The sequence below is a fragment of the Mediannikoviicoccus vaginalis genome (genome assembly GCF_928097925.1).
Classification (GTDB): Bacteria; Bacillota; Clostridia; order Tissierellales; family Peptoniphilaceae; genus Mediannikoviicoccus; species Mediannikoviicoccus vaginalis.
The window spans coordinates 712,587-733,143 of sequence record NZ_CAKMRI010000001.1 but is presented as its reverse complement, the minus strand read 5'-3'; the positions used below and the strand labels follow the sequence as shown (position 1 = coordinate 733,143).

The following is a 20,557-nucleotide window of genomic DNA, read 5'->3' as shown; positions in this document are numbered from 1 at the left end:
TATACAAATAGGTAGTGATTGAATGCAAAGATATAACGACTTATCCACTTATATCAAAAGTACATTTGGAGAAAAAATTCTTAAGTTGTCCATTGACGCAGGCTTTACCTGTCCAAACAGGTTAAATGGCACAGGTTGCATTTTTTGTGGTGAGGAAGGTGCAGGGGAGTTCGCCGGAAGTAGGAGACTATCCATAACTGAACAGATTGATTCGCAAATAGAGTTTTTAAAACATAAGAGTGAGTCTGAAAAATATATTGCTTACTTTCAGTCCTTTACAAATACTTTTGCACCGGTGGAGGTTTTAAGAAAAAAATATTATGAAGCTTTGAGTCATCCAAATATCGTTGGTATTTCCATAGCCACCAGGCCCGACTGTATAGATGAAGAGACGAGAAATCTTCTTTCAGAAATTTCAAAGCAGTATGAAACTTGGGTTGAACTTGGATTTCAAACTTCAAATGAAGAAACTGCAAAAATAATAAATAGAGGCTATGAAAATAGTATTTTTAAAGAACAGGCTTTGTTATTACATAAAGCGGGCATTAAGACAATTGCCCATATAATTTTTGGCCTACCCTTTGAAACGCATGAAGACTTTATGAATACTGTAAAGTATATTAATAACCTTCCCATATGGGGAGTAAAGTTTCACAGCCTTTATATTCAAAGGGATAGTTCGCTATATAATTACTATTTAAATACTAGGTTTAAAATCTTAGAAATGGATGAGTACATTGATGCAGTTTGCGATTCCATTGAGTTACTAAGGAAGGACATAGTTGTACATAGGATCACAGGTGATCCTGATAAAAACAAATTATTTGAGCCCCTTTGGCCAAGGGATAAGATTAAGGTCATCGGGAATATTAATAAAGAATTGAAGAAGAGAGATATAGAACAGGGCAAAGCCCTAGGAGGTAGTCATGGCTTATAATGTTGGACTTGATGTTGGATCAACCACAGTAAAATTAGTTGTGATTGATGAATCCAACAAGTTATTATACAGAGAATACAAAAGACATAAATCAAATGTGGAAGAGACTGTTAAGTCTGTTATTTTGGATGCTTATAAAGAGTTTCCGGATAAGGATATTACAATTATGGTTACAGGTTCTGGAGGTATGTTTGTAGAAAGGTATTGGGATATAAACTTCATTCAAGAAGTTGTGTCTGGAACCACTGCCATAAGGACATTTATTCCAGAAACTGATGTTGCCATCGAACTTGGTGGCGAAGACAGTAAAATAACTTATGTAACAGGAAATGTGGAACAGAGAATGAACTCCATCTGCGCCGGTGGAACGGGAGCCTTCATCGATCAGATGGCATCTTTAATTAAAACTGACGCATCGGGGTTGAATGAATATGCAAAGGATTATAACAATATCTTTTCCATTGCATCCCGTTGTGGCGTGTTTGCAAAGACAGACATACAAGCGCTAATAAACCAAGGTGCTTCTAAGGAGGACATTGCAGTTTCGGTGCTACAGTCTGTGGTAAACCAAACTATTTCAAACCTTGCCTGCGGAAGGCCTATTAAGGGAAATATTGCCCTACTAGGTGGCCCACTACACTTTTTGGACCAATTAGCAGAAAGATTTAAAGAGACTTTGGGACGAGAAGACAATAAATTTATCGTTCCTGAAAACTCTGAAGTATTTGTTGCCATGGGAGCTGCCATTGCATCAAGAGAATTAGAAGCAGTTTCATTTAAAGAACTTGTTGAAAGTATCAATAGGCCAATTGAGGTTGAAGTTGACAAGGAACAGGTTTTAGAACCTCTGTTTAAAGACGAAGAGGAATATAAAGAGTTTTTACAAAATCACAGTGATGCTTACAGCAAGAAAAATGATATAAAGAGCTACGAAGGGTCATGTTACTTGGGGATAGATGCAGGGTCAACTACTTCCAAGGTGGTTTTAATTGACAAAGACGACAATATTTTATATAGCAAGTATGGCAATAACTATGGTAAGCCACTGGAACTTGTAATTGAAGTTATAAAGGAAATCTACGACAATTTAAATCCTAAGGCAAAGATAGAGTGTTCCGGCATTACAGGCTATGGTGAAGACTTTATAAAGGCCGCATTAAATGTGGATGTGGGAGAGGTTGAAACCTTGGCACATTACAAAGCTGCCTCCTATTTTAGAAATGACGTGGACTTTATTTTGGACATTGGTGGCCAAGATATGAAGGCAATGCATATTTCTGATGGAATAATTGACTCCATACAGCTTAATGAAGCCTGCTCATCTGGATGTGGATCATTTATTGAAACCTTTGCCAAATCTTTAGGATATACTGCGGAAGAGTTTCAACAAGAGGCGATAAAGTCAAGAAACCCTGTAGACCTCGGTTCAAGATGTACTGTGTTTATGAACTCCAAGGTAAAGCAGGCGCAAAAAGAGGGAGCCAGCGTTCCAGATATTGCGGCGGGACTTTGTTATTCTGTAATTAAAAATGCAATTCAAAAAGTTATAAAGGTTCGTGACCCAAAACGCCTGGGAAAGAGCATAGTCGTTCAAGGTGGAACCTTCTATGGCGATGCAGTTTTAAGAGCATTTGAAAAGGTGACTGGAAGAACTGCAGTAAGACCTGAAATAGCTGGACTTATGGGAGCCATGGGAATGGCATTAATGGCAAAAGAAAAAAGTACAGGTTCAACTACTTTACTAAATAAGGAAGAACTTGAAGCCTTTACTTATACACAAAAAAGTGCGCAGTGTAATAGATGTTCAAACCACTGTAAGCTATCAATAAATATTTTTAACAATGGCAAGAGATATGTAACTGGAAACAGATGTGAAAGGGGAGCGGGAGTAGAAATATCAAATGACTCAAAGCTTCCAAACATGTACGAATACAAGTACAATAGACTGTTCAATTACTATAAGCCTCTACCAAAGGAAAAGGCTACTAGGGGAACGGTGGGAATGCCGAGGGTTTTAAATATGTACGAAAACTATCCTCTATGGTTTACTTTCTTCACATCACTGGGATATGAAGTTGTACTTTCGGGCAAGTCCGACAGACAGATGTACGAAAAGGGAATAGCTTCTATAACCAGTGAGACTGCATGCTTCCCGGCTAAGATGGTCCATGGACATATTGAAGAGTTAATAGAAAAGGGAGTTAAATTTATATTCTATCCTTCAATCTTCTATGAAAAGCAAGAGTTTGAAAATGTGGATAATAATATAAATTGTCCTGTTGTTACAGGCTATCCAGAAGTTATTAAAAATAATTTAGAAAACTTAGATGACAAAGATGTTAAGTTTTTAAATCCATTTCTATCACTTCAAAATAAAAAGAAGTTAGCAGATAGACTTTACGAAGAGCTTAAATGTGAAGGAATTAAAAAGTCTGAAATAAAAAATGCCCTTGATAGAGCTTGGGAAGAATTCCACGCCTTTAGGGAAGATGTGAGAATGGAAGGACAAAAATCTCTAGCTTACATTAGAGAGAGGGGCATCAATGCAATTGTACTTGCAGGAAGGCCATACCATGTGGACCCAGGTATAAACCACGGCATTCCAGAACTTATAACATCTTTAGGATGGGCGGTTCTATCTGAAGACTCAGTTTTAACCTATGAAGACGACATTAAGGGAAGGCTTAGGGTACTGGACCAATGGGTTTACCATTCAAGACTGTATAGAGCGGCGCAGGTTGTTTCAAATTCAAAGGACTTACAACTTGTTCAACTAAACTCCTTTGGATGTGGAATTGACGCTGTAACCACAGACCAAGTTTCAGAGATTTTACAATCAAAGGGAAAAATTTACACCTTGATTAAGATAGACGAAGTTTCAAACCTTGGAGCGATTAAAATAAGATTGAGATCTTTAACACAGGCACTAAAAGATAAAAAGCCCGTTTTAAAAGATGAAGATTTCCATGTTGAAACGATAGACTTCACAAAGGAAATGAAAAAGACTCACACAATACTAGCGCCTCAAATGGCACCGGATCACTTTGAGATTATGCAGGCTGCCTTTGAAACAGAAGGATATAATGTGGAATTCTTAAAAGATGTTGACTCAAAGGTTATTGATGAGGGACTTAAGTATGTAAACAACGACTCATGTTATCCATCAATTACGGTTGTTGGTCAAATGATGGAAGCTGTAAAGTCAGGAAGGTACGATAACGATAATATTTCCCTTCTTATGACTCAAACCGGTGGAGCATGTAGAGCGTCAAACTATGTGGGTTACATTAGAAAAGCACTTACAGAGGCGGGATATCCAAATATTCCGGTTATAGCTCTATCGGCACAGGGAATTGAAACCAATTCTGGTTTTGAAATCTCGGCGCCACTGGCACATAAGATGGTTATATCAATTTTATATGGTGATTTAATTATGAGACTATCCAATGCCACAAGGCCATATGAAGTCATTAAGGGAGAAACCGATGCCTTAAAGAGGTCTTGGATAGACAAGTGTCGAGTGGACATTAAGAAAAATGCCACAAGTAATTTCAAAAAGAATGTGGATAAAATCGTAGAAGATTTTTCTGCCATTGAAATAGTAGAAAAGGAAATACCAAAAGTTGGAATAGTTGGAGAGATATTAGTTAAGTATCTTCCACAGGCAAATAATAATTTGCAAGATATTTTGGAAGCGGAAGGAAACGAAGTCGTGCTTCCAGACTTGACAGACTTTGTGCTTTACTGCTTGAGAAACACCACCCACAAGGCAACGCTACTGTCAAAGGGTAAGTTCTCTGCATTTGTTTCACAGATGGGAGTAAAGTATATTGAGTACTACAGAAAATATATTAGGCGAGCACTGGAAGGTACTAGATACCATGCTCCGCTATATATTACTGACCTTGAAGACAGGGCAGAAAAAATAGTTTCTCTAGGAAATCAATATGGAGAGGGATGGTTATTAACTGCGGAAATGGTCGAGTTAATAGAAGTTGGTGCAAACAACATTGTATGTATTCAACCATTTGGATGTTTGCCAAACCATATTACCGGAAAAGGCGTAATAAAAAAAGTAAGGGAGATGTATCCTGATGCAAACATTGTTCCAATTGACTACGACCCTGGAGCTAGTGAGGTAAACCAAGTAAACAGAATAAAACTAATGCTATCTCAAGCGAAGGAAATACTGAAAAGAAAAGAAATTGCAAAGGAAATGTAGAAAAATTGTAACATTTTAAATTAGAAAATTGGGCTATTTTAGCCCAGTTTTCTAATTTTTGCTATTGAAAAATAAACCCTCAGTGATATAATTAATAAGAACATTTTGTTCTTTGGAGGAAAAATGAAAGCAAGATCAGTAATAATATTTTTAATATCTTTAATAATTTTCGGTGGAGGCTATTTTGTAGCCAGTGAACTTAAAGATTTACAAGAGCGATCCACCGTTGAAATAGATGGAACAGACATAGGAAAAGACAATGAAATAGAACAAAAACTTGACGACGATTTACTATTTTTGTTAGTGGGAGTTGACAAGAACATAGATGTACAAGGTGAAGCCATGGACCAACATGTAAGAACTGACACTATGATGCTATGTAATGTAAACTTCAAAACAGGAGAAATAAACGTAGTTTCAATTCCTAGAGACACTAAGGTAAATTACAAAGGCAGCGATGTTAAGATAAACGCAGCCCATGCCTACGATGGAATTACAGGAGCACTAAGGGCCGTAAGAGAACTTACTGGACTCGACGTAGACTACTATATGAGCGTTGACTATGACGCTGTTACAAGAATTGTAGAAGCAGTGGGTGGAGTTGAAGTAGACTCGCCGGTGGAATTAAATGTTCCAGAAATAAATTTACACATTCCAAAGGGACCAACCACATTGGATGGGGCCCAAGCACTTTATTTTGTTAGGGCAAGGGAACTTTTGCGAACTGGTACAGATTTAGAGAGGGTTCAAAACCAACATTACTTTTTAAAACAGCTTATGAAAGCAGTACTTAAACCGTCAAATATTTTGAATATCGGTAAAATTTTAGATGTATATAAACAAAATGTTGAAACCAATATCGACTTGGGAAATCTAGGGGCAGTTGCATTAAAGGCAGTAAACTTTAGTGACGATAAACTCCACACCTATACCTTGGAAGGTACCACTGGAGATGAGTATCCTAATGGTGTTAGGGTTGCGTATTTTTATGCAGATGAAAAGAAAATGAATAGACTTTTCTCAGATATTTTTAGAGACTATTTCATTGACCCAAGCGAAATAGATAAATACAAAAACCAAAATAACCAAAATAATTATAATGACGATTATAGCGATGACGACTATAACGATAATGACAACTACAATGATTATGATGACGAGGATGACTATAATTAAAACAAGATTTTCTATGCTTTTGGAAAGTTAATTAGAATTGAGGTTTAGATGAGACAGGAAAGAAAAAGAGAACATGTAGAAAGCTATTTAAAAACTGAATACGTTGGAGACAATCTTTTTGAAGATATTTATATCGAAAATAACTCATTACCGGGAATTAACTTTGAAGAAATTGATACAAGAGTTTCGTTTTTAGGAAAGACAGTAGACTTTCCACTAATGATAAATGCAATGACAGGTGGCACTGAAGAGCTTTCTTCAACAAACGAAGATCTTGCAAGAATTGCCAGGGATTTAAACATACCTATGGCAGTGGGGTCACAAACCGTTGGACTAGATTATCCTGAATGTAGGCAGTCTTTCGGAATCGCGAGAGACATCTTGGGAGAAGAAGGTGTTCTAATAGGAAATCTTTCTGCAAATAAAAGTTTGGAAGAGCTACAAGAGGCTTCCTCTATGATAGATGCAGATGCAATGCAGCTACATTTAAACGTTGCCCAAGAGATGTTTATGGATGAGGGGGACAGGGACTTCAGCCATATTGAAAAAAATATAGAATACCTTGTAAAAAATTATGACAAGCCAATTATTATTAAAGAAGTTGGCTTTGGAATATCTGCAGAGGTTTCAAAAAAACTTACAAATATTGGTGTTAAATATATCGATGTCGCAGGTGCCGGTGGAACAAACTTCATAGAGATTGAAGATATGAGAAATATGGACAAAGATTTTTCAGACATGTACAACTGGGGCATACCTACAGCCAAAGCGCTTATGGACTGCAAGAGAGAAAACCCAGATGCATTTTACATTAGCAGCGGTGGAATAAATACTGCGGATAATGTTATAAAATCATTTATACTTGGAGCAGACTTTACAGCTCTTAGCGGCGAGGTGTTAAGATATTTAATGCATGGTGGATTTGACGAAGCAAAGAAGTATGTGGAATCAACAATAGAAAAATCAAAGATTATAATGATGCTTTTAGGCGTTAAAAAAATAGAAGATTTAAAAAATGTTAACTACACTTTGACTGGAAGGTTAAAAGAGTTAATACAAAAATAACAGGTAGGATATCCTTACCTGTTTTTTTATTTGAACTCTCTATAGTTTTGCATTACGGAAGAAAATATTTCTGCACTGGAAGGAGGAGTGTAGGTAATTGCATTTGCTCCTGCTTCAATAGTTTTTATAATGGACTCCTCGGTTCTGCCACCGGTTGCTATTATAGGAAACTCCTCTCCGAATATATCCCTGACTTTCTTCACGATTTCGATTGTATTCTTTCCACCGGAAACATTAAATATTTTTACGCCGGCATTTACTTTCCCTTCGAAGTCGTCGTTTTCTGAAACTACTGTGGCAACCACAGGTATGTCAAGTGAAGAGGACATATCCCTTATAACTTCGTTTTTAATTGGTGCATTGACAACTACTCCATAGGCTCCCAGAAGCTCTGCTTGAAGCGCCAAGTACACAGATCTATTACCAGAGGTAAGTCCACCGCCAACACCAATAAAAAGTGGAACGAAAGACGCGGACATTAGCGCCTGTGTTATTGTTAATGTAGGCGTGAAAGGATACACCGCCATAACCGCATCGGGATTGCTATTGTGAATTACAGCTATATCTGTAGAAAATATTAATGATTTAATTCTCTTGTTTAAAATGATTATGCCGCTGGCATTTCTAATTACTTGTGGCATTGTTACGGATCTTCTACGAAGTTCCGATTCAACCACTGGAACATAAGCTTTTTTCTTCATCTCAACCTCCTCTATACTAAAAAGATTATACCATTTTATAAAATTTAAATACATATTTGAATTATTTTTTCATTTGTGATAATATACTTAAGTATCCTTGCCGCGTAAGCGAGCCAGAGACCAAAAGGAGGTGTATAGACATGAGAAATTACGAAGGAGTTATTGTATTCAAACCAGATCTAGAAGACGAGGTGAGAAACAAAGCCCTTGATGTTATCAAGAGTACTGTTGAATCTAATGGTAAAGTTCTTGAAGTTGATGAATGGGGTAAGAGAAAACTAGCGTATGAAATCAACTATATAAAAGAGGGATACTACGTTATAATTGATTTCGAAGCTGAACCTGAATTAATTTATGAACTTCAAAGAAAGTGTAAAATTTCTGACCACATCATAAGATATATGTTCGTGGTAAAGGAAGCCTAAGGAGGGCAAAGTTGAATAGCGTTAATTTAATAGGAAGACTTACTAGAGACCCTGAACTTAGATATGCAGCAGGATCAGGTTTAGCTATTTGTAGATTCACATTGGCTGTAGACAGAGGTATGTCTAGGGACAAGAAGATGGAAGCTGAACAAAAAGGTCAACCAACTGCTGACTTCATAGGAATTACCGCCTTTGGTAAGACTGCTGAACTCGTATCTACTTATATTACTAAGGGAAGAGAGTTAGCTGTTTCAGGAAGAATTCAAACCAGCTCATATGATGGACAAGACGGTAAAAGAGTTTACAGAACAGATGTCATTGCTGATAGAATTTACTTCATTGGTGGTTCAGGTCAGAGAAATAATCAAGGTAATTCAAACTACAACCAAGGCAATTCAAATTATAATCAAGAAAACCAAGGCTTTAATCAAGGAAATAACTACAATAAGGAAATTGGTTTTAGTCAAGATTTTCCAGAGGATGATTTTGGCCTAGGCGGCGATGCTTTTCCTTTAAATGATGACGATATACCATTTTAGATAAGGAGGTACTTTGATGCAAAGAAGATTTAGACCTAGAAGAAGAGTATGTGCTTTTTGTGCTGACAAGAACAAAAAGATCGACTATAAAGATATCAATACTTTAAAGAAATACATTTCTGACAGAGGCAAAATCCTTCCAAGAAGAGCTACTGGATGTTGCGCAAAACACCAAAGAGCTGTTACTGAAGAGATTAAAAAAGCAAGACAAGTTGCATTATTACCATACTCTGCAGAATAATAAAATAAAACTATCTCCTGAAAAATGCTTCAGGAGATTTTTTATTGTCTCAGCAATTTGGAGGAGTAAAGCTTTTCTATGGTATAATTTCATTAGAAATGGAGATTGAAATGAAAATTTGTTTTTTAGCAGACGCAACTTCCGCCCACACTAAGAAGTGGTGCGAATATTTTTTGAATAGAGGCTTTGAAATTATCGTCATATCTCTTACGAAGGGAAATATACCTGAATGTAAGGTTTACAATTTTGATGTTGGTGAGACGATTTATGAAAGTGATAGAAAAAAACTCTTTTCATATTTTGGAAAAATAAAGAGAGTTAAAGAGATTATAAAAAAAGAAAATCCAGATATAGTTCATGCCCACTATGCCACTAGCTATGGGCTATTAGGAGCACTTTCGAATTTTAAACCATATATTCTTTCAGTATGGGGCTCGGATGTTTATGACTTTCCAAGAAGGTCTTTCATTCACAAGTGCTTATTGAAATACAATTTGAAAAAGCCTTCTGTTATCATGTCCACATCTAGTGATATGAAGGCAGAAATTCAAAAGTATACAAATAGAGATGTTATGGTAACGTACTTTGGCGTTGATACTGCAATCTATAAACCGATTCCTGGATTTAAAAATGAAAATGAATTTACAATTGGAACTGTAAAGTCGCTTTTTAAAGTATATGGCCTAGACTATTTAATAAGGGCTTTTAAAGTACTTGTAGATAATTACAGAGATGAAAAGTTTAAACTAATCATTGCAGGTGTTGGCGAAGAGGAAGAAAATCTAAAAAATCTTTCTAAGGAATTGGGTATAGATGAATTAGTTGAATTTAGAGGATTTTTAGAGATTGATAAAGTTGTGGACACTTACAATGAAATGGATGTGGCAGTTTTTCCGTCACTACAAGAGAGCTTTGGAGTTTCAGCAGTTGAAGCACAAAGCTGTGGTGTGCCTGTTGTATGTTCAAATGTAGGAGGACTACCTGAAGCTACATGTCCAGGTAAAAGCTCTATACTTGTGGAGCCGGAAAATGTAGGAGAACTTTTTGAAGGGTTAGAAAAACTTTATTTGGATAGAGATTTAAGAGTTGAAATGGGAAAAAATGCTAGAAAATATGTTTCAGATAAGTTTATACTTGAAGAAAACTTTGCTAAAATAGAAAGTGTTTATCAAAGTTTTAAAGAGGAGAATTAGATGAGGTACTTAAGAACAGTTACTTTGGTTTTACTTGACATAATAATCATAAATTTTAGTTATCTCTTTGGATTGTATTTGAGATTTGATGGTACATTACCGGATATATACTTAAATGTATATTTCAAATACGCGCCATTTATAACTGTGTTTTGTATATTGGTTTTCTTTTTTATGGGGCTTTACAAAACACTTTGGAGATATGCAAGTATTGAAGAATTTGTGAGAGCGGAATTTGCGGTTCTAATTGCAAATATTTTTGTCGTAGTAGGAATGTTAATTACAATCGACAAGGACTTGCCAAGGTCAATTTATGTTATAGGACTTGTTATTCAATCTGCTTTAATTCCAGGGGTAAGACTACTTTCAAGGGCGAAGTATAGCCTAATAGACAATAAGTCACCGAATAAAACTGGGAAGAAGCCGAAAAAGACCCTTATAATAGGCGCAGGTGAAGCGGGAGTTTTGGTGGTAAAGGAACTTAACAAACATGCTGAGATATTAAATGTCCCCATTGGCTTTATCGACGATGATATAAATAAGAAAAATAAAATTATTAAAGGAGTACCAGTTCTTGGCAACAGAAACGACATTGAAAAGGTTGTAAAGGACTATGGTATTGAGGAGATTATCGTTGCACTTCCTTCTGCAGAGGAAAATGATGCAAGGGATATTCTTCAAAGATGTAATAAGACAAAGATAAAGACAAAGTTAATACCAGGGTACTACTCTGTAATAGACGAAAAGAATTTTGACCTGTCCAAGATGAGGGAAGTTCAAATAGAAGATCTTTTAGGAAGAGAAGAGGTACATTTGGACCAAGACTCACTGAAAGACTTTATTAAGGACAAAGTGGTGCTAATTACTGGTGCCGGTGGGTCCATAGGATCTGAACTATGTAGACAGATAATTAAATTTAGTCCAAAGAAGATGGTTATGTTAGATATTTATGAAAACAGTATCTACAACATTCAAATGGAACTTGTTAGAAAATATAAAAACCCACCTATTGAAGTGTTAATAGACAGTATTAGGGACATGGACAGAATGGACAGTGTCTTTGATAAGTATAGGCCTGACATAGTGTTTCACGCCGCAGCCCATAAGCATGTTCCACTAATGGAAGACTCACCAATATCTGCAGTGAAAAACAATGTGTTTGGAACTTTAAATATTTTAAAATGTTCCGACAAGTATGGTGTAAAAAAATTTGTAAATATATCCACTGACAAGGCGGTTAATCCAACTTCCGTAATGGGATGCACAAAGAGAATTTGTGAAATAATGATTCAGACCATAAACAGAGAGTCAAACACCGACTTCGTTGCAGTTAGGTTTGGAAATGTGTTAGGGTCCAATGGATCGGTTATACCTCTATTTAAAGAGCAAATTAAAAATGGAGGGCCGGTAACAGTTACACATCCTGACATCATAAGATATTTCATGACCATTCCAGAGGCCTGCCAATTGGTTATGCAGGCGGGGGCCATTGCAAAGGGTGGAGAGATATTTATACTTGACATGGGTGAGCCAGTAAGAATTGTGGACTTGGCGGAAAAACTAATTGAACTTTCTGGATTTATTCCAAATGAAGACATAAAAATAGAATTCACAGGGCTACGTCCCGGAGAAAAACTTTATGAGGAGTTGATTTTGGACTTAGACAATTCCACAAAGACTGAATTTAAAAAGATATTTATAGAAAAACCAGTTATACATGACAAGGAAAAATTAGAAGAGGGATTAAATAGACTCAAGGGAGACTTGGATCAAAAGGATTACAATGTAATACTTAGGGATTTAAAAAATATTGTTCCTAACTTCACTCCCGAAAGGTTGGAGAAGTAAAATGAAAGTGTTAATGGCCACACAGGGTATTCCAAATGAAAAGACGCCAATGTATGGTATACATCAATTTGAATATGCCAAGGCCTTAAAGGAAGCGGGAATTGATGTGTATATGGTGTCCCTTGACTTAAGATCCATTAGAAGATGGAGAAAGTGGGGCTATAGTGAAGGGGAGTACAAGGGAATAAGATATTATAATATCAGTGTTCCCCTTGGCAATTTCAATGAGCTCACCCAAATGAAATATGGAAGCCTTGCCCTAAAAAAATATCTTCCACAAATTTTGGATAGAGAAAGTGGAACAAATATTTTACACTCACATTTTTTAAATCACTCATATCCCTTCGTTAAAGTCATTAAAGAAAATGAAATTGATTTGCCGATAATAATTTCAGAGCACTCTTCCCATGTGAACAAGGAAGATATGAAAGACATTTCAAAAGAGAAGAGGATTATTGGTGACTATGTATATCACAACTGTGACAAATTAATTGTGGGAAGCCCATACTTTAAAAATATAATGGAGAAAAACTTTGGAGTAGTTCCAGTGGTTTCTCCAACTGTAGTTGACACTAATTCATTTACTCTAAAAAATTATAATTTTGATGAAAATTCATTTCATGTGGTATCAACGGGAAATTTAATTAAAGACAAGGGCCATTTTGAAGTTATTGAAGCCTTTACAGATGTGTTTAAGGATAAGAATGCAACTTTAAAAATCTTTGGACAAGGACCTGAAAGAGAAAATCTCCTTAAGTTGATTCAAAAAAATGGCATGGAAGACAAAATATTTTTAATGGGCCATAAGAGTTTAGATGAAATAAATGAAGAGTACAACAGGTCAGATCTTTTTATATTGGCATCACGCCATGAAACCTATGGAAAGGTGTATATTGAGGCGATGAACTGTGGTCTTCCAGTTATTACAGTGAACAATGGAGGGTCTGAACACTTCATCAGGGAGTTTAATGGCGTAATTGCAGAGAAAAACAATGCCTTAGACTTAGCAAATAAACTAAAATTAATGTATAATGGTATAAAAGGATTTAACAAACTAGAAATCAGGGAATATGTGGACTTAAACTTTTCAAAAGAGGCAAGTGTAAAAGATTTGTTAAAAATATATTCCGCAGTTTCAAAAGGAGTAAAAAATGTCTAAGAAAAGAAAGAGCTTTAAAGATATCAACGAAAAATATAGCTTCTTAGATGAAGGTGTGGATGGACTGAAAAACAGAAACGTCACCAGAGACGAAGAGTCCAGACAGAGAAACCAAAGGTCTGAGGAGTATAGACGAAGAAATTCTTCATCAGAGCATAGCCCTTCTTACGAAAGAAATGAAGACTTTAGAGACCATACCATAAAGATGGATCCTAAAGCTATTGAGCAGGAGAGAAGAAGGCTACAACATATTGCCATGAAGAAGAGGGAAGAACAGAAAAAGAAAAAGCGAATGATTACTGTGGGAGTTTCAGTTATAGCAGTATTAGTCCTTGCACTTTTACTAAAATCAGTTCTTGATGCAAAGAACAATAAAAATGTAGCGGCTACAGACCCTGCAAATATTGTTGAAACTATTAATAGCAACGAAACCACAAGTTTAAAAGGTTTTGTGCTAGTTACAAAGTCTGCTAAGTACTACCAAGAAAGCAATACTTCATCTACAGAGCTTGGAGAGATTGCAGCAGGAGAATACCTTGAAAACTATGGTGTTACAAATGGATTTAACAAGGTTAGATATAATGGCATCGACGGTTATATTGAAAGCTCAAACCTTTCAACAGTAAACAACCCAGACCAACTTAAGGTTATAAAGGGCATACTTGTGGTAAATGATCAATATAGCTTGCCAGAGGACTTCCAACCGGGAATGAATGTACAGGCAAAGACAAACTTTGACATCATGGCAAGAAAAGCTAAAAATGATGGAATAATAATAAAAATTGCAAGTGACTTTAGAAGCTTTGAACAACAAAAAACCAATGGATATACCGATGGCGAATCGGCATTTGGCGAGTACATGGCCGACGGCTCACAGGTTGAACCAGGAAAGAGCGAACATCAAACTGGACTTGCCTTTGACGTTGTTGGAGAGGATTATGAAAACAAGTACAACGACAACTTCAAAGACAGCAAAGAGTATAAGTGGCTAGTTGAAAATGCTCATAAATATGGATTCATTATCAGATATCCTAAGGAAAAAGAAAATGTAACGGGAAGAAAGTTTGAACCATGGCATATAAGATTTGTGGAGCCAACTGTTGCAGACGAAATGCATAGAAACAATTTGTGCTTAGAAGAGTATTTAGGCCTTGCTAAGGTAAGTAACGAAAACAACTTAAATACAAATGATGATGAACAAGAAGACACAAATGACGACACAAATGACAACACAAATGATGACAATGGTGAAAATAATAATTATAATGATGATAATGACCAAAATCTTGATGAAGATTCCAACGACGAAAACGAATATTAGTTGGTGATAATATGCAGATTTTTGTAATCATAATAGCCGTTATACTGATGATGCTATTTTTCGGGCTTTTAAGCTTTTCAATAAAAGCAGCAGGCAAGCTAGTCATCAATAGTATTTCGGGACTTTTACTACTATTTGTTTTCAATTTAATTGGCGGAATTTTTGGAATTACATTAAACTTAACATTTTTAAACGCATTAGTTGCAGGAATATTTGGCATTCCAGGCATAATTGTGTTATTATTGTTAAAGTCTTAATATTTTTATATGGAGGTAAGCATGACAGATTTTAAAATTAATGCCCAAGTTAGAATGGGTACAGGAAAGAATAAAGTAGATAAATTAAGAGTGGAAAAAAGAGTTCCAGGAGTTATTTATCAAAGAGGCGAAGAAAATATCAATCTAGTTGTAGAAGAAAGAGACTTAGAAAAGTTATACTTAACAGCAGGTACTTCTAACCTTGTAACTTTAGACATTGAAGGAAAAGAAAGAAAGGCTCTTATTAAAGACATTCAAAAACATCCTTTCAAGAACCAATACGTTCACGTTGACTTCGTTGGTGTAGATATGAACACTAAGATGAGAGTTGTTGTTCCAGTTGTTTGTGAAGGAAGAGACAACATCCACGAACAACCATCAGTACTAATGCACTTACTAAATGAAATCGAAGTTGAATGTCTTCCATCAGACATCCCTTCAGAAGCTGTAGTTAATGTAGAAAACATGAAGATTGGTGAAACATTAACAGTTGCTGATTTAGACATCTACGGAAACGACAAGATTGAACTATTTGAAGATGCTGATGAACCAGTTGCAATTCTTTCTGAACCAAGAGAAGAAGTAATTGAAGAAGATGTAGAAGAAGTAGATGCAGCTGATGTTCCAACTGTTGATGAAACTGAAGAGGAAGAAGAAGCAGCAGAAGAAGAATAAAAAGCTTGACAGATTAAAAAACATCTGTCATAATATACTAGGTAATTAAATACTGCCAAAGACAGTAGGTGTGAAAACTTAATTTCCTACCGAGGTGGACAAGATTGAATTTAGATCTTTCTGCCTTTTTTGGTGGAAAGATTTTTTATATTTAAGTTTTTGGTATTAAACGGTAGTGGAGGTGAATTTTTTTGAAAGATCACGTTTTAAAGCAAAAAGAATCAGTAGTATCTGAAATTACTAAAAACATTGAAGATTCTAAATCAATGGTATTAGTTGACTATAGAGGACTAAATGTTGAAGAGTTAACAGAACTAAGAGAAAGATTCAGAAAAGAAGATGTAGTTTACAAAGTTTACAAAAATACAATGATGAACATTGCATTTAAAAACCTTGGACATGATTCTATCTTAGAACATTTAAATGGTCCAAATGCAATTGCATTCAGTATGAGCGAAGAAACTGCAGCTGCTAGAATTGCTAATGACTTTGCAAAAGAGCATGAAAACTTAGAAATTAAAGCAGGTTATATTGATGAAAAATTCCTTGACATGGAAGGTGTTAAAGAATTAGCGTCTATACCATCTAAAGAAGTTCTTATCGGTAAGTTACTTGGTAGCTTGAAGGCACCAGTATCTAACTTCGTATACTTAATAGATGCTATAGCTAAGAAAAAAGAAGAAGGATCTGAAGAAGGTCCTGCACAAGAAGCAGAAGAAGTTACTGCAGAATAAATTAAAAAATAATCGGAGGTTTACAATGGATATTCAACAAATATTAGAAGCAATTGAGAACATGTCAGTTCTTGAATTAAATGACTTAGTTAAAGAAGCAGAAGAAAAATTCGGAGTATCAGCTGCAGCACCAGTAGTTATGGGTGGAGTAGCTGCTGCAGGCGGAGAAGCTGGCGGAGCAGAAGAAAAATCTGAATTTGACGTAGTATTAGAATCAGCAGGAAGCCAAAAGATTAAGATAATCAAAGTTGTTAAAGACTTACTTGGTCTTGGCCTAAAGGATGCTAAGGAATTAGTTGACGGAGCTCCTAAGACACTTAAGGAAGGCGTAGCTAAGGCTGAAGCAGAAGAAATGAAATCTCAATTAGAAGAACTTGGAGCTACTGTAGAACTTAAGTAATTACCAAAAACTAATGGTACCGAGGAAACTTGGTACCATATTTTTTTAGCTGTTGATAGGATATGAAGCCATATTCAACAGCTTTTTATTATATCTTTAAATTTAGGAAATCTTTTAGCTTATGATACAATTTACACAGGAGAGGAATAAACATGGATAACAAATTTACTCATTTACATTTACATACGGGATATAGCTTGCTTGACGGCTTCAGTCCAATACCTAAACTACTGGACCGAGTAGTGGAACTTGGTATGGAAAGCTGTGCCATAACAGACCATGGATGCATGTTCGGTGTAGTTGAATTTTATAAAGAAGCTAAAAAGAGAAATTTAAAACCGATAATTGGTTGTGAGGTATATACCGTTAATAAAAATTATATGGATAAAAGTCCTCAAAATAAAAATTATAATCATTTGATACTGCTTGCAGAAAACAATATTGGATATAAAAATTTGATGAAGATAGTGTCCCTTGGTTATTTAAATGGGTTTTATTATAAACCAAGAGTTGATAAAGATGTGCTTAGAAAGTATAGCGAGGGACTAATCTGCCTTTCTGCATGTTTAAAAGGAGAAGTATCTGAAAAACTTGTAAACAGCGACTATGATGCAGCAAAAAAGGCAGCCGCTTCACTTGAAGATATATTTGGTAAGGGTAACTTCTTTTTAGAGGTTCAAAATCATGGAATGAAGGAAGACGAAATTGTTTTAAAGGGAATGAAAAACATTTCAAAAGAACTTCACATTCCAATCTGTGCCACAAATGATGTCCACTATATTAAAAAAGAGGACTGGAAGAACCATAAAGTACTTTTATGTGTTCAGACGGGGCGTACTTTACAAGAAGCAAATAACCAAGACATGCACTATGCTCCTGGAGAATTTTATCTACGCTCTCCACAGGAGATGAGTGAACTTTTTGATAATCCAGAATATTTAGAAAACACCATGAAGGTATCTGAGAGATGTAATGTGGAACTTGACTTTGAACATCTGCACTTGCCTTATTTTAAAGTGCCAGAAGGCCTTAGTAATAATGAGTACTTAAGAAACTTAACATGGACAGGAATAGAAAATAGATATGAAGATGTAACTGAAGAGATTAAAGAGAGAGTTCTATTTGAATTAAAGACCATCGAAGAGATGGGATATGTTGATTACTTCTTAATAGTTTCCGACTTTATAAGATTTGCCAAGAGTAAAGACATTCCAGTTGGACCTGGAAGGGGATCAGCAGCAGGGTCCATTATTAGCTTTGCTCTAGGCATAACGGACATCGATCCAATTAAATATAACTTACTCTTTGAGAGATTTTTAAATCCAGAGAGGGTATCCATGCCCGATATCGATATAGACTTCTGTTATGAGAGAAGAGAAGAAGTTATTGACTATGTTGTTGAAAAGTATGGTGAAAATAAAGTTGCCCAAATAGTTACATTTGGAACAATGGGCGCTAGAGGCTGTATAAGGGACGTAGGCCGCGTTATGGGAATACCGTTAAATCTAGTAGACAAGGTGGCAAAGAACGTGCCTAATGAGCTTAATATTACCATTGAAAAGGCTTTGGATACAAGCGAGGAGTTCAAAGAGATATACAACAGCTCCGAAGAGCTTAAAAAGCTCATTGACGTGGCAAATGACCTGGAAGGCATGCCAAGACACACTTCAACCCATGCGGCGGGAGTAGTTATTTCAAAAGAGCCCATAGTGGAATACGTTCCCCTTGCTAAGAACAAAGACTCTGTTATTACACAGTTCAACATGACGGAGCTTGAAGAGCTAGGCCTTTTAAAGATGGACTTTTTGGGACTGAGAACATTAACTGTTATTGACGACACCATTAAGCTTATAAAGCAAAATAGAAACATCGACATTGACATAAATAACATTGATGTAAACGATAAAAAGGTACTAAAACTATTTTCAAATGCAGAGACATTGGGAATATTTCAATTTGAATCTCCAGGCATGAGAAATTTCTTGTCGGAGCTAAAGCCAACGGTTTTTGACGATTTAATTGCGGCAAACTCACTATTTAGACCGGGGCCAATGAACGAGATTCCTAATTATATTAAAAATAAAAATAACCCTGGAAACATAAAGTACCTACATCCACTACTAAAACCAATTCTAAACTTAACCTATGGAACAATAGTGTATCAAGAGCAGGTTATGCAAATAGTACAACAACTTGCAGGCTACTCCCTTGGCGGAGCGGACAATCTTCGTAGGGCCATGAGTAAAAAGAAAATGGATGTAATGGAAGAGGAAAGGGTAAAATTTATTTACGGGCAAAAAGACGATGAAGGCAATATCATTATAGATGGAGCCATAAGACGTGGAGTTGACGAAGATACTGCAAATAAGATATATGACTTGATGATTGACTTTGCAAAGTATGCCTTTAACAAGTCACACTCCGCTGCATATTCACTTGTTGCCATGAGAACGGCTTGGTTAAAGTACTATTATCCAGTGGAGTTTATGGCGGCGTTAATCTCATCTATAATGGGAGATAGTAAGAAAGTTGCCCAGTACATTCAGGAGTGCAAGAGATTAAAAATAGAAATTCTTCCTCCTAATGTAAACAGCAGTTTTAAAAAGTTTTCCGTTGAAGGAGATAAAATAAGATTTGGACTATCAGCAATAAAAAATGTTGGAACGGGATTAATAGATACGATTGTTGAAGCTAGAGTTGATGGAGGAGACTTTAAAAATTTTAGAGATTTCATTGAACGACTTGCATCTAAAAACTCACAGGCCATAAACAAAAGGGCCATAGAATGTTTAATAATGGGAGGAGCCCTTTCTGAAATATCTCCTAATAGACATTCCCTTATGGTGGAGTGCTCCATGATTATCGATTCTGTCTTAAAGGACAAGAGGACAAATATACCAGGACAGTCAAGTCTATTCGACGACTTCAGCTCTACAGTTGAAGAAGAGGAAGAGAGGACATATACTGTAAAGGAATATCCGAGAAAAGAACTTTTAAAGATGGAAAAAGAAGTCCTTGGAATATATCTTTCAGATCATCCACTAAAGGAATATGAAGATTATATTTTAAAGACACAGGAGTTTTCCAGTCTAGAACTTGATTCTGAGAATAGGGAAGCAGAGGATAATTGGGATAAGAAAGTCGTTTTTGTCTCTGGAGTACTAAACCAAGTTACAAAGAGATACACGAGAAACACCCACTCTGCCATGGCAACGGCAACCCTAGAAGATTTATACGGAACCATTCCCCTTGTAATATTTCCTAAAACCTATTCGGAGTTTAAAGACTTAATTGAAGAAGATAGAGTTATTACTATTAAAGGTAGGGTAAATATAAATGAAAATGGCGAGGGAAATATCTTTGTAGAAAAGATTGAAGATCTTGAATCGCGATTTAAAAATTACAGCGATGCCATTAGTCGTGTAAACAATAAAAAAATGCTTGAATTAATCTTTGAAGTTGGAAGTGAAAAGGAAAAAGTTGAACTTGTAAAACAGGCGCTTTCAAGAAAAAAGGGTAATTCAAAGGTGAAGTTGTTTTTTAAAAAGACAAATACAGGATTTATGTTTAATGATGAGTACAATGTAAATCTTGCAGATAAACAGGTGTTGAATGAACTTAAGTCAATACTTGGAAGTGAAAATATAAGAATTATTTAGAGGTG

Annotated in this window: 17 protein-coding genes and 1 other annotated feature; of the genes, 16 read left to right on the top strand and 1 reads right to left on the bottom strand. The window is 35.8% G+C overall.

The window, feature by feature from the left end; translation table 11 throughout:
* Positions 1 to 22: 22 nt before the first annotated feature.
* The 4 genes from mnmL (at position 23) to fni (ending at position 7,400) form a co-directional block, all read left to right on the top strand.
* Positions 23 to 937 carry a tRNA modification radical SAM protein MnmL/YtqA gene (gene mnmL / locus L6651_RS03615; protein WP_237036660.1) on the top strand — a complete coding sequence of 305 codons (915 nt, stop codon included), beginning with the start codon at positions 23 to 25 and terminating at the stop codon, positions 935 to 937.
* On the top strand, positions 927 to 5,159 hold the full coding sequence (locus L6651_RS03610) for a 2-hydroxyacyl-CoA dehydratase (RefSeq protein WP_237036659.1): 4,233 nt from the start codon (positions 927 to 929) through the stop codon (positions 5,157 to 5,159). Before mnmL ends, L6651_RS03610 begins: the two co-directional genes overlap by 11 nt.
* A gap of 123 nt (positions 5,160 to 5,282) precedes the next feature.
* The gene (locus L6651_RS03605; RefSeq protein ID WP_237036658.1) at positions 5,283 to 6,335 is read left to right on the top strand and encodes an LCP family protein; all 1,053 of its coding nucleotides are present in this window, start codon (positions 5,283 to 5,285) and stop codon (positions 6,333 to 6,335) included.
* A 48-nt stretch (positions 6,336 to 6,383) separates the two neighbouring features.
* Entirely contained in the window at positions 6,384 to 7,400 is a 1,017-nt protein-coding gene (gene fni, locus L6651_RS03600; RefSeq protein WP_237036657.1) for a type 2 isopentenyl-diphosphate Delta-isomerase, read from the top strand.
* Positions 7,401 to 7,426: 26 nt separating this feature from the next.
* Here the strand turns inward: fni and L6651_RS03595 are convergent, their stop codons facing one another.
* Positions 7,427 to 8,101 carry a hydrolase gene (locus tag L6651_RS03595; protein ID WP_237036656.1) on the bottom strand — a complete coding sequence of 225 codons (675 nt, stop codon included), beginning with the start codon at positions 8,099 to 8,101 and terminating at the stop codon, positions 7,427 to 7,429.
* Between the two features lie 140 nt (positions 8,102 to 8,241).
* Between L6651_RS03595 and rpsF the strand changes: the two genes are divergently transcribed.
* The 12 genes from rpsF (at position 8,242) to L6651_RS03535 (ending at position 20,552) form a co-directional block, all read left to right on the top strand.
* Positions 8,242 to 8,526, top strand: a complete 285-nt coding sequence (gene rpsF, locus L6651_RS03590; protein ID WP_237036655.1) for a 30S ribosomal protein S6 — start codon at positions 8,242 to 8,244, stop codon at positions 8,524 to 8,526.
* Between the two features lie 11 nt (positions 8,527 to 8,537).
* Positions 8,538 to 9,065 (top strand): single-stranded DNA-binding protein, encoded by a 528-nt coding sequence (locus L6651_RS03585; RefSeq protein ID WP_237036654.1) that lies wholly within the window; start codon positions 8,538 to 8,540, stop codon positions 9,063 to 9,065.
* A gap of 16 nt (positions 9,066 to 9,081) precedes the next feature.
* Positions 9,082 to 9,306 carry a 30S ribosomal protein S18 gene (rpsR, locus tag L6651_RS03580; RefSeq protein WP_237036653.1) on the top strand — a complete coding sequence of 75 codons (225 nt, stop codon included), beginning with the start codon at positions 9,082 to 9,084 and terminating at the stop codon, positions 9,304 to 9,306.
* Between the two features lie 44 nt (positions 9,307 to 9,350).
* Positions 9,351 to 10,499 (top strand): glycosyltransferase, encoded by a 1,149-nt coding sequence (locus L6651_RS03575; protein ID WP_237036652.1) that lies wholly within the window; start codon positions 9,351 to 9,353, stop codon positions 10,497 to 10,499.
* Positions 10,500 to 12,347, top strand: coding sequence for a polysaccharide biosynthesis protein (locus L6651_RS03570; RefSeq protein ID WP_237036651.1), 1,848 nt, complete (start codon positions 10,500 to 10,502; stop codon positions 12,345 to 12,347).
* 1 nt (position 12,348) lies between these two features.
* Positions 12,349 to 13,506 carry a glycosyltransferase gene (locus tag L6651_RS03565; RefSeq protein ID WP_237036650.1) on the top strand — a complete coding sequence of 386 codons (1,158 nt, stop codon included), beginning with the start codon at positions 12,349 to 12,351 and terminating at the stop codon, positions 13,504 to 13,506.
* Positions 13,499 to 14,827, top strand: coding sequence for a M15 family metallopeptidase (locus tag L6651_RS03560; RefSeq protein ID WP_237036649.1), 1,329 nt, complete (start codon positions 13,499 to 13,501; stop codon positions 14,825 to 14,827). Before L6651_RS03565 ends, L6651_RS03560 begins: the two co-directional genes overlap by 8 nt.
* A gap of 11 nt (positions 14,828 to 14,838) precedes the next feature.
* Positions 14,839 to 15,084, top strand: a complete 246-nt coding sequence (locus L6651_RS03555; RefSeq protein WP_237036648.1) for a pro-sigmaK processing inhibitor BofA family protein — start codon at positions 14,839 to 14,841, stop codon at positions 15,082 to 15,084.
* Positions 15,085 to 15,105: 21 nt separating this feature from the next.
* Positions 15,106 to 15,759, top strand: coding sequence for a 50S ribosomal protein L25 (locus tag L6651_RS03550; RefSeq protein WP_237036647.1), 654 nt, complete (start codon positions 15,106 to 15,108; stop codon positions 15,757 to 15,759).
* 37 nt (positions 15,760 to 15,796) lie between these two features.
* Positions 15,797 to 15,914: a sequence feature (ribosomal protein L10 leader region), on the top strand.
* Positions 15,915 to 15,950: 36 nt separating this feature from the next.
* On the top strand, positions 15,951 to 16,493 hold the full coding sequence (rplJ, locus tag L6651_RS03545; RefSeq protein WP_237036646.1) for a 50S ribosomal protein L10: 543 nt from the start codon (positions 15,951 to 15,953) through the stop codon (positions 16,491 to 16,493).
* Positions 16,494 to 16,518: 25 nt separating this feature from the next.
* A complete protein-coding gene (gene rplL, locus L6651_RS03540; protein WP_237036645.1) occupies positions 16,519 to 16,893 on the top strand; it encodes a 50S ribosomal protein L7/L12 in 375 nt (124 codons plus the stop codon).
* 152 nt (positions 16,894 to 17,045) lie between these two features.
* Entirely contained in the window at positions 17,046 to 20,552 is a 3,507-nt protein-coding gene (locus L6651_RS03535) for a DNA polymerase III subunit alpha (protein ID WP_237036644.1), read from the top strand.
* Positions 20,553 to 20,557 lie beyond the last annotated feature (5 nt).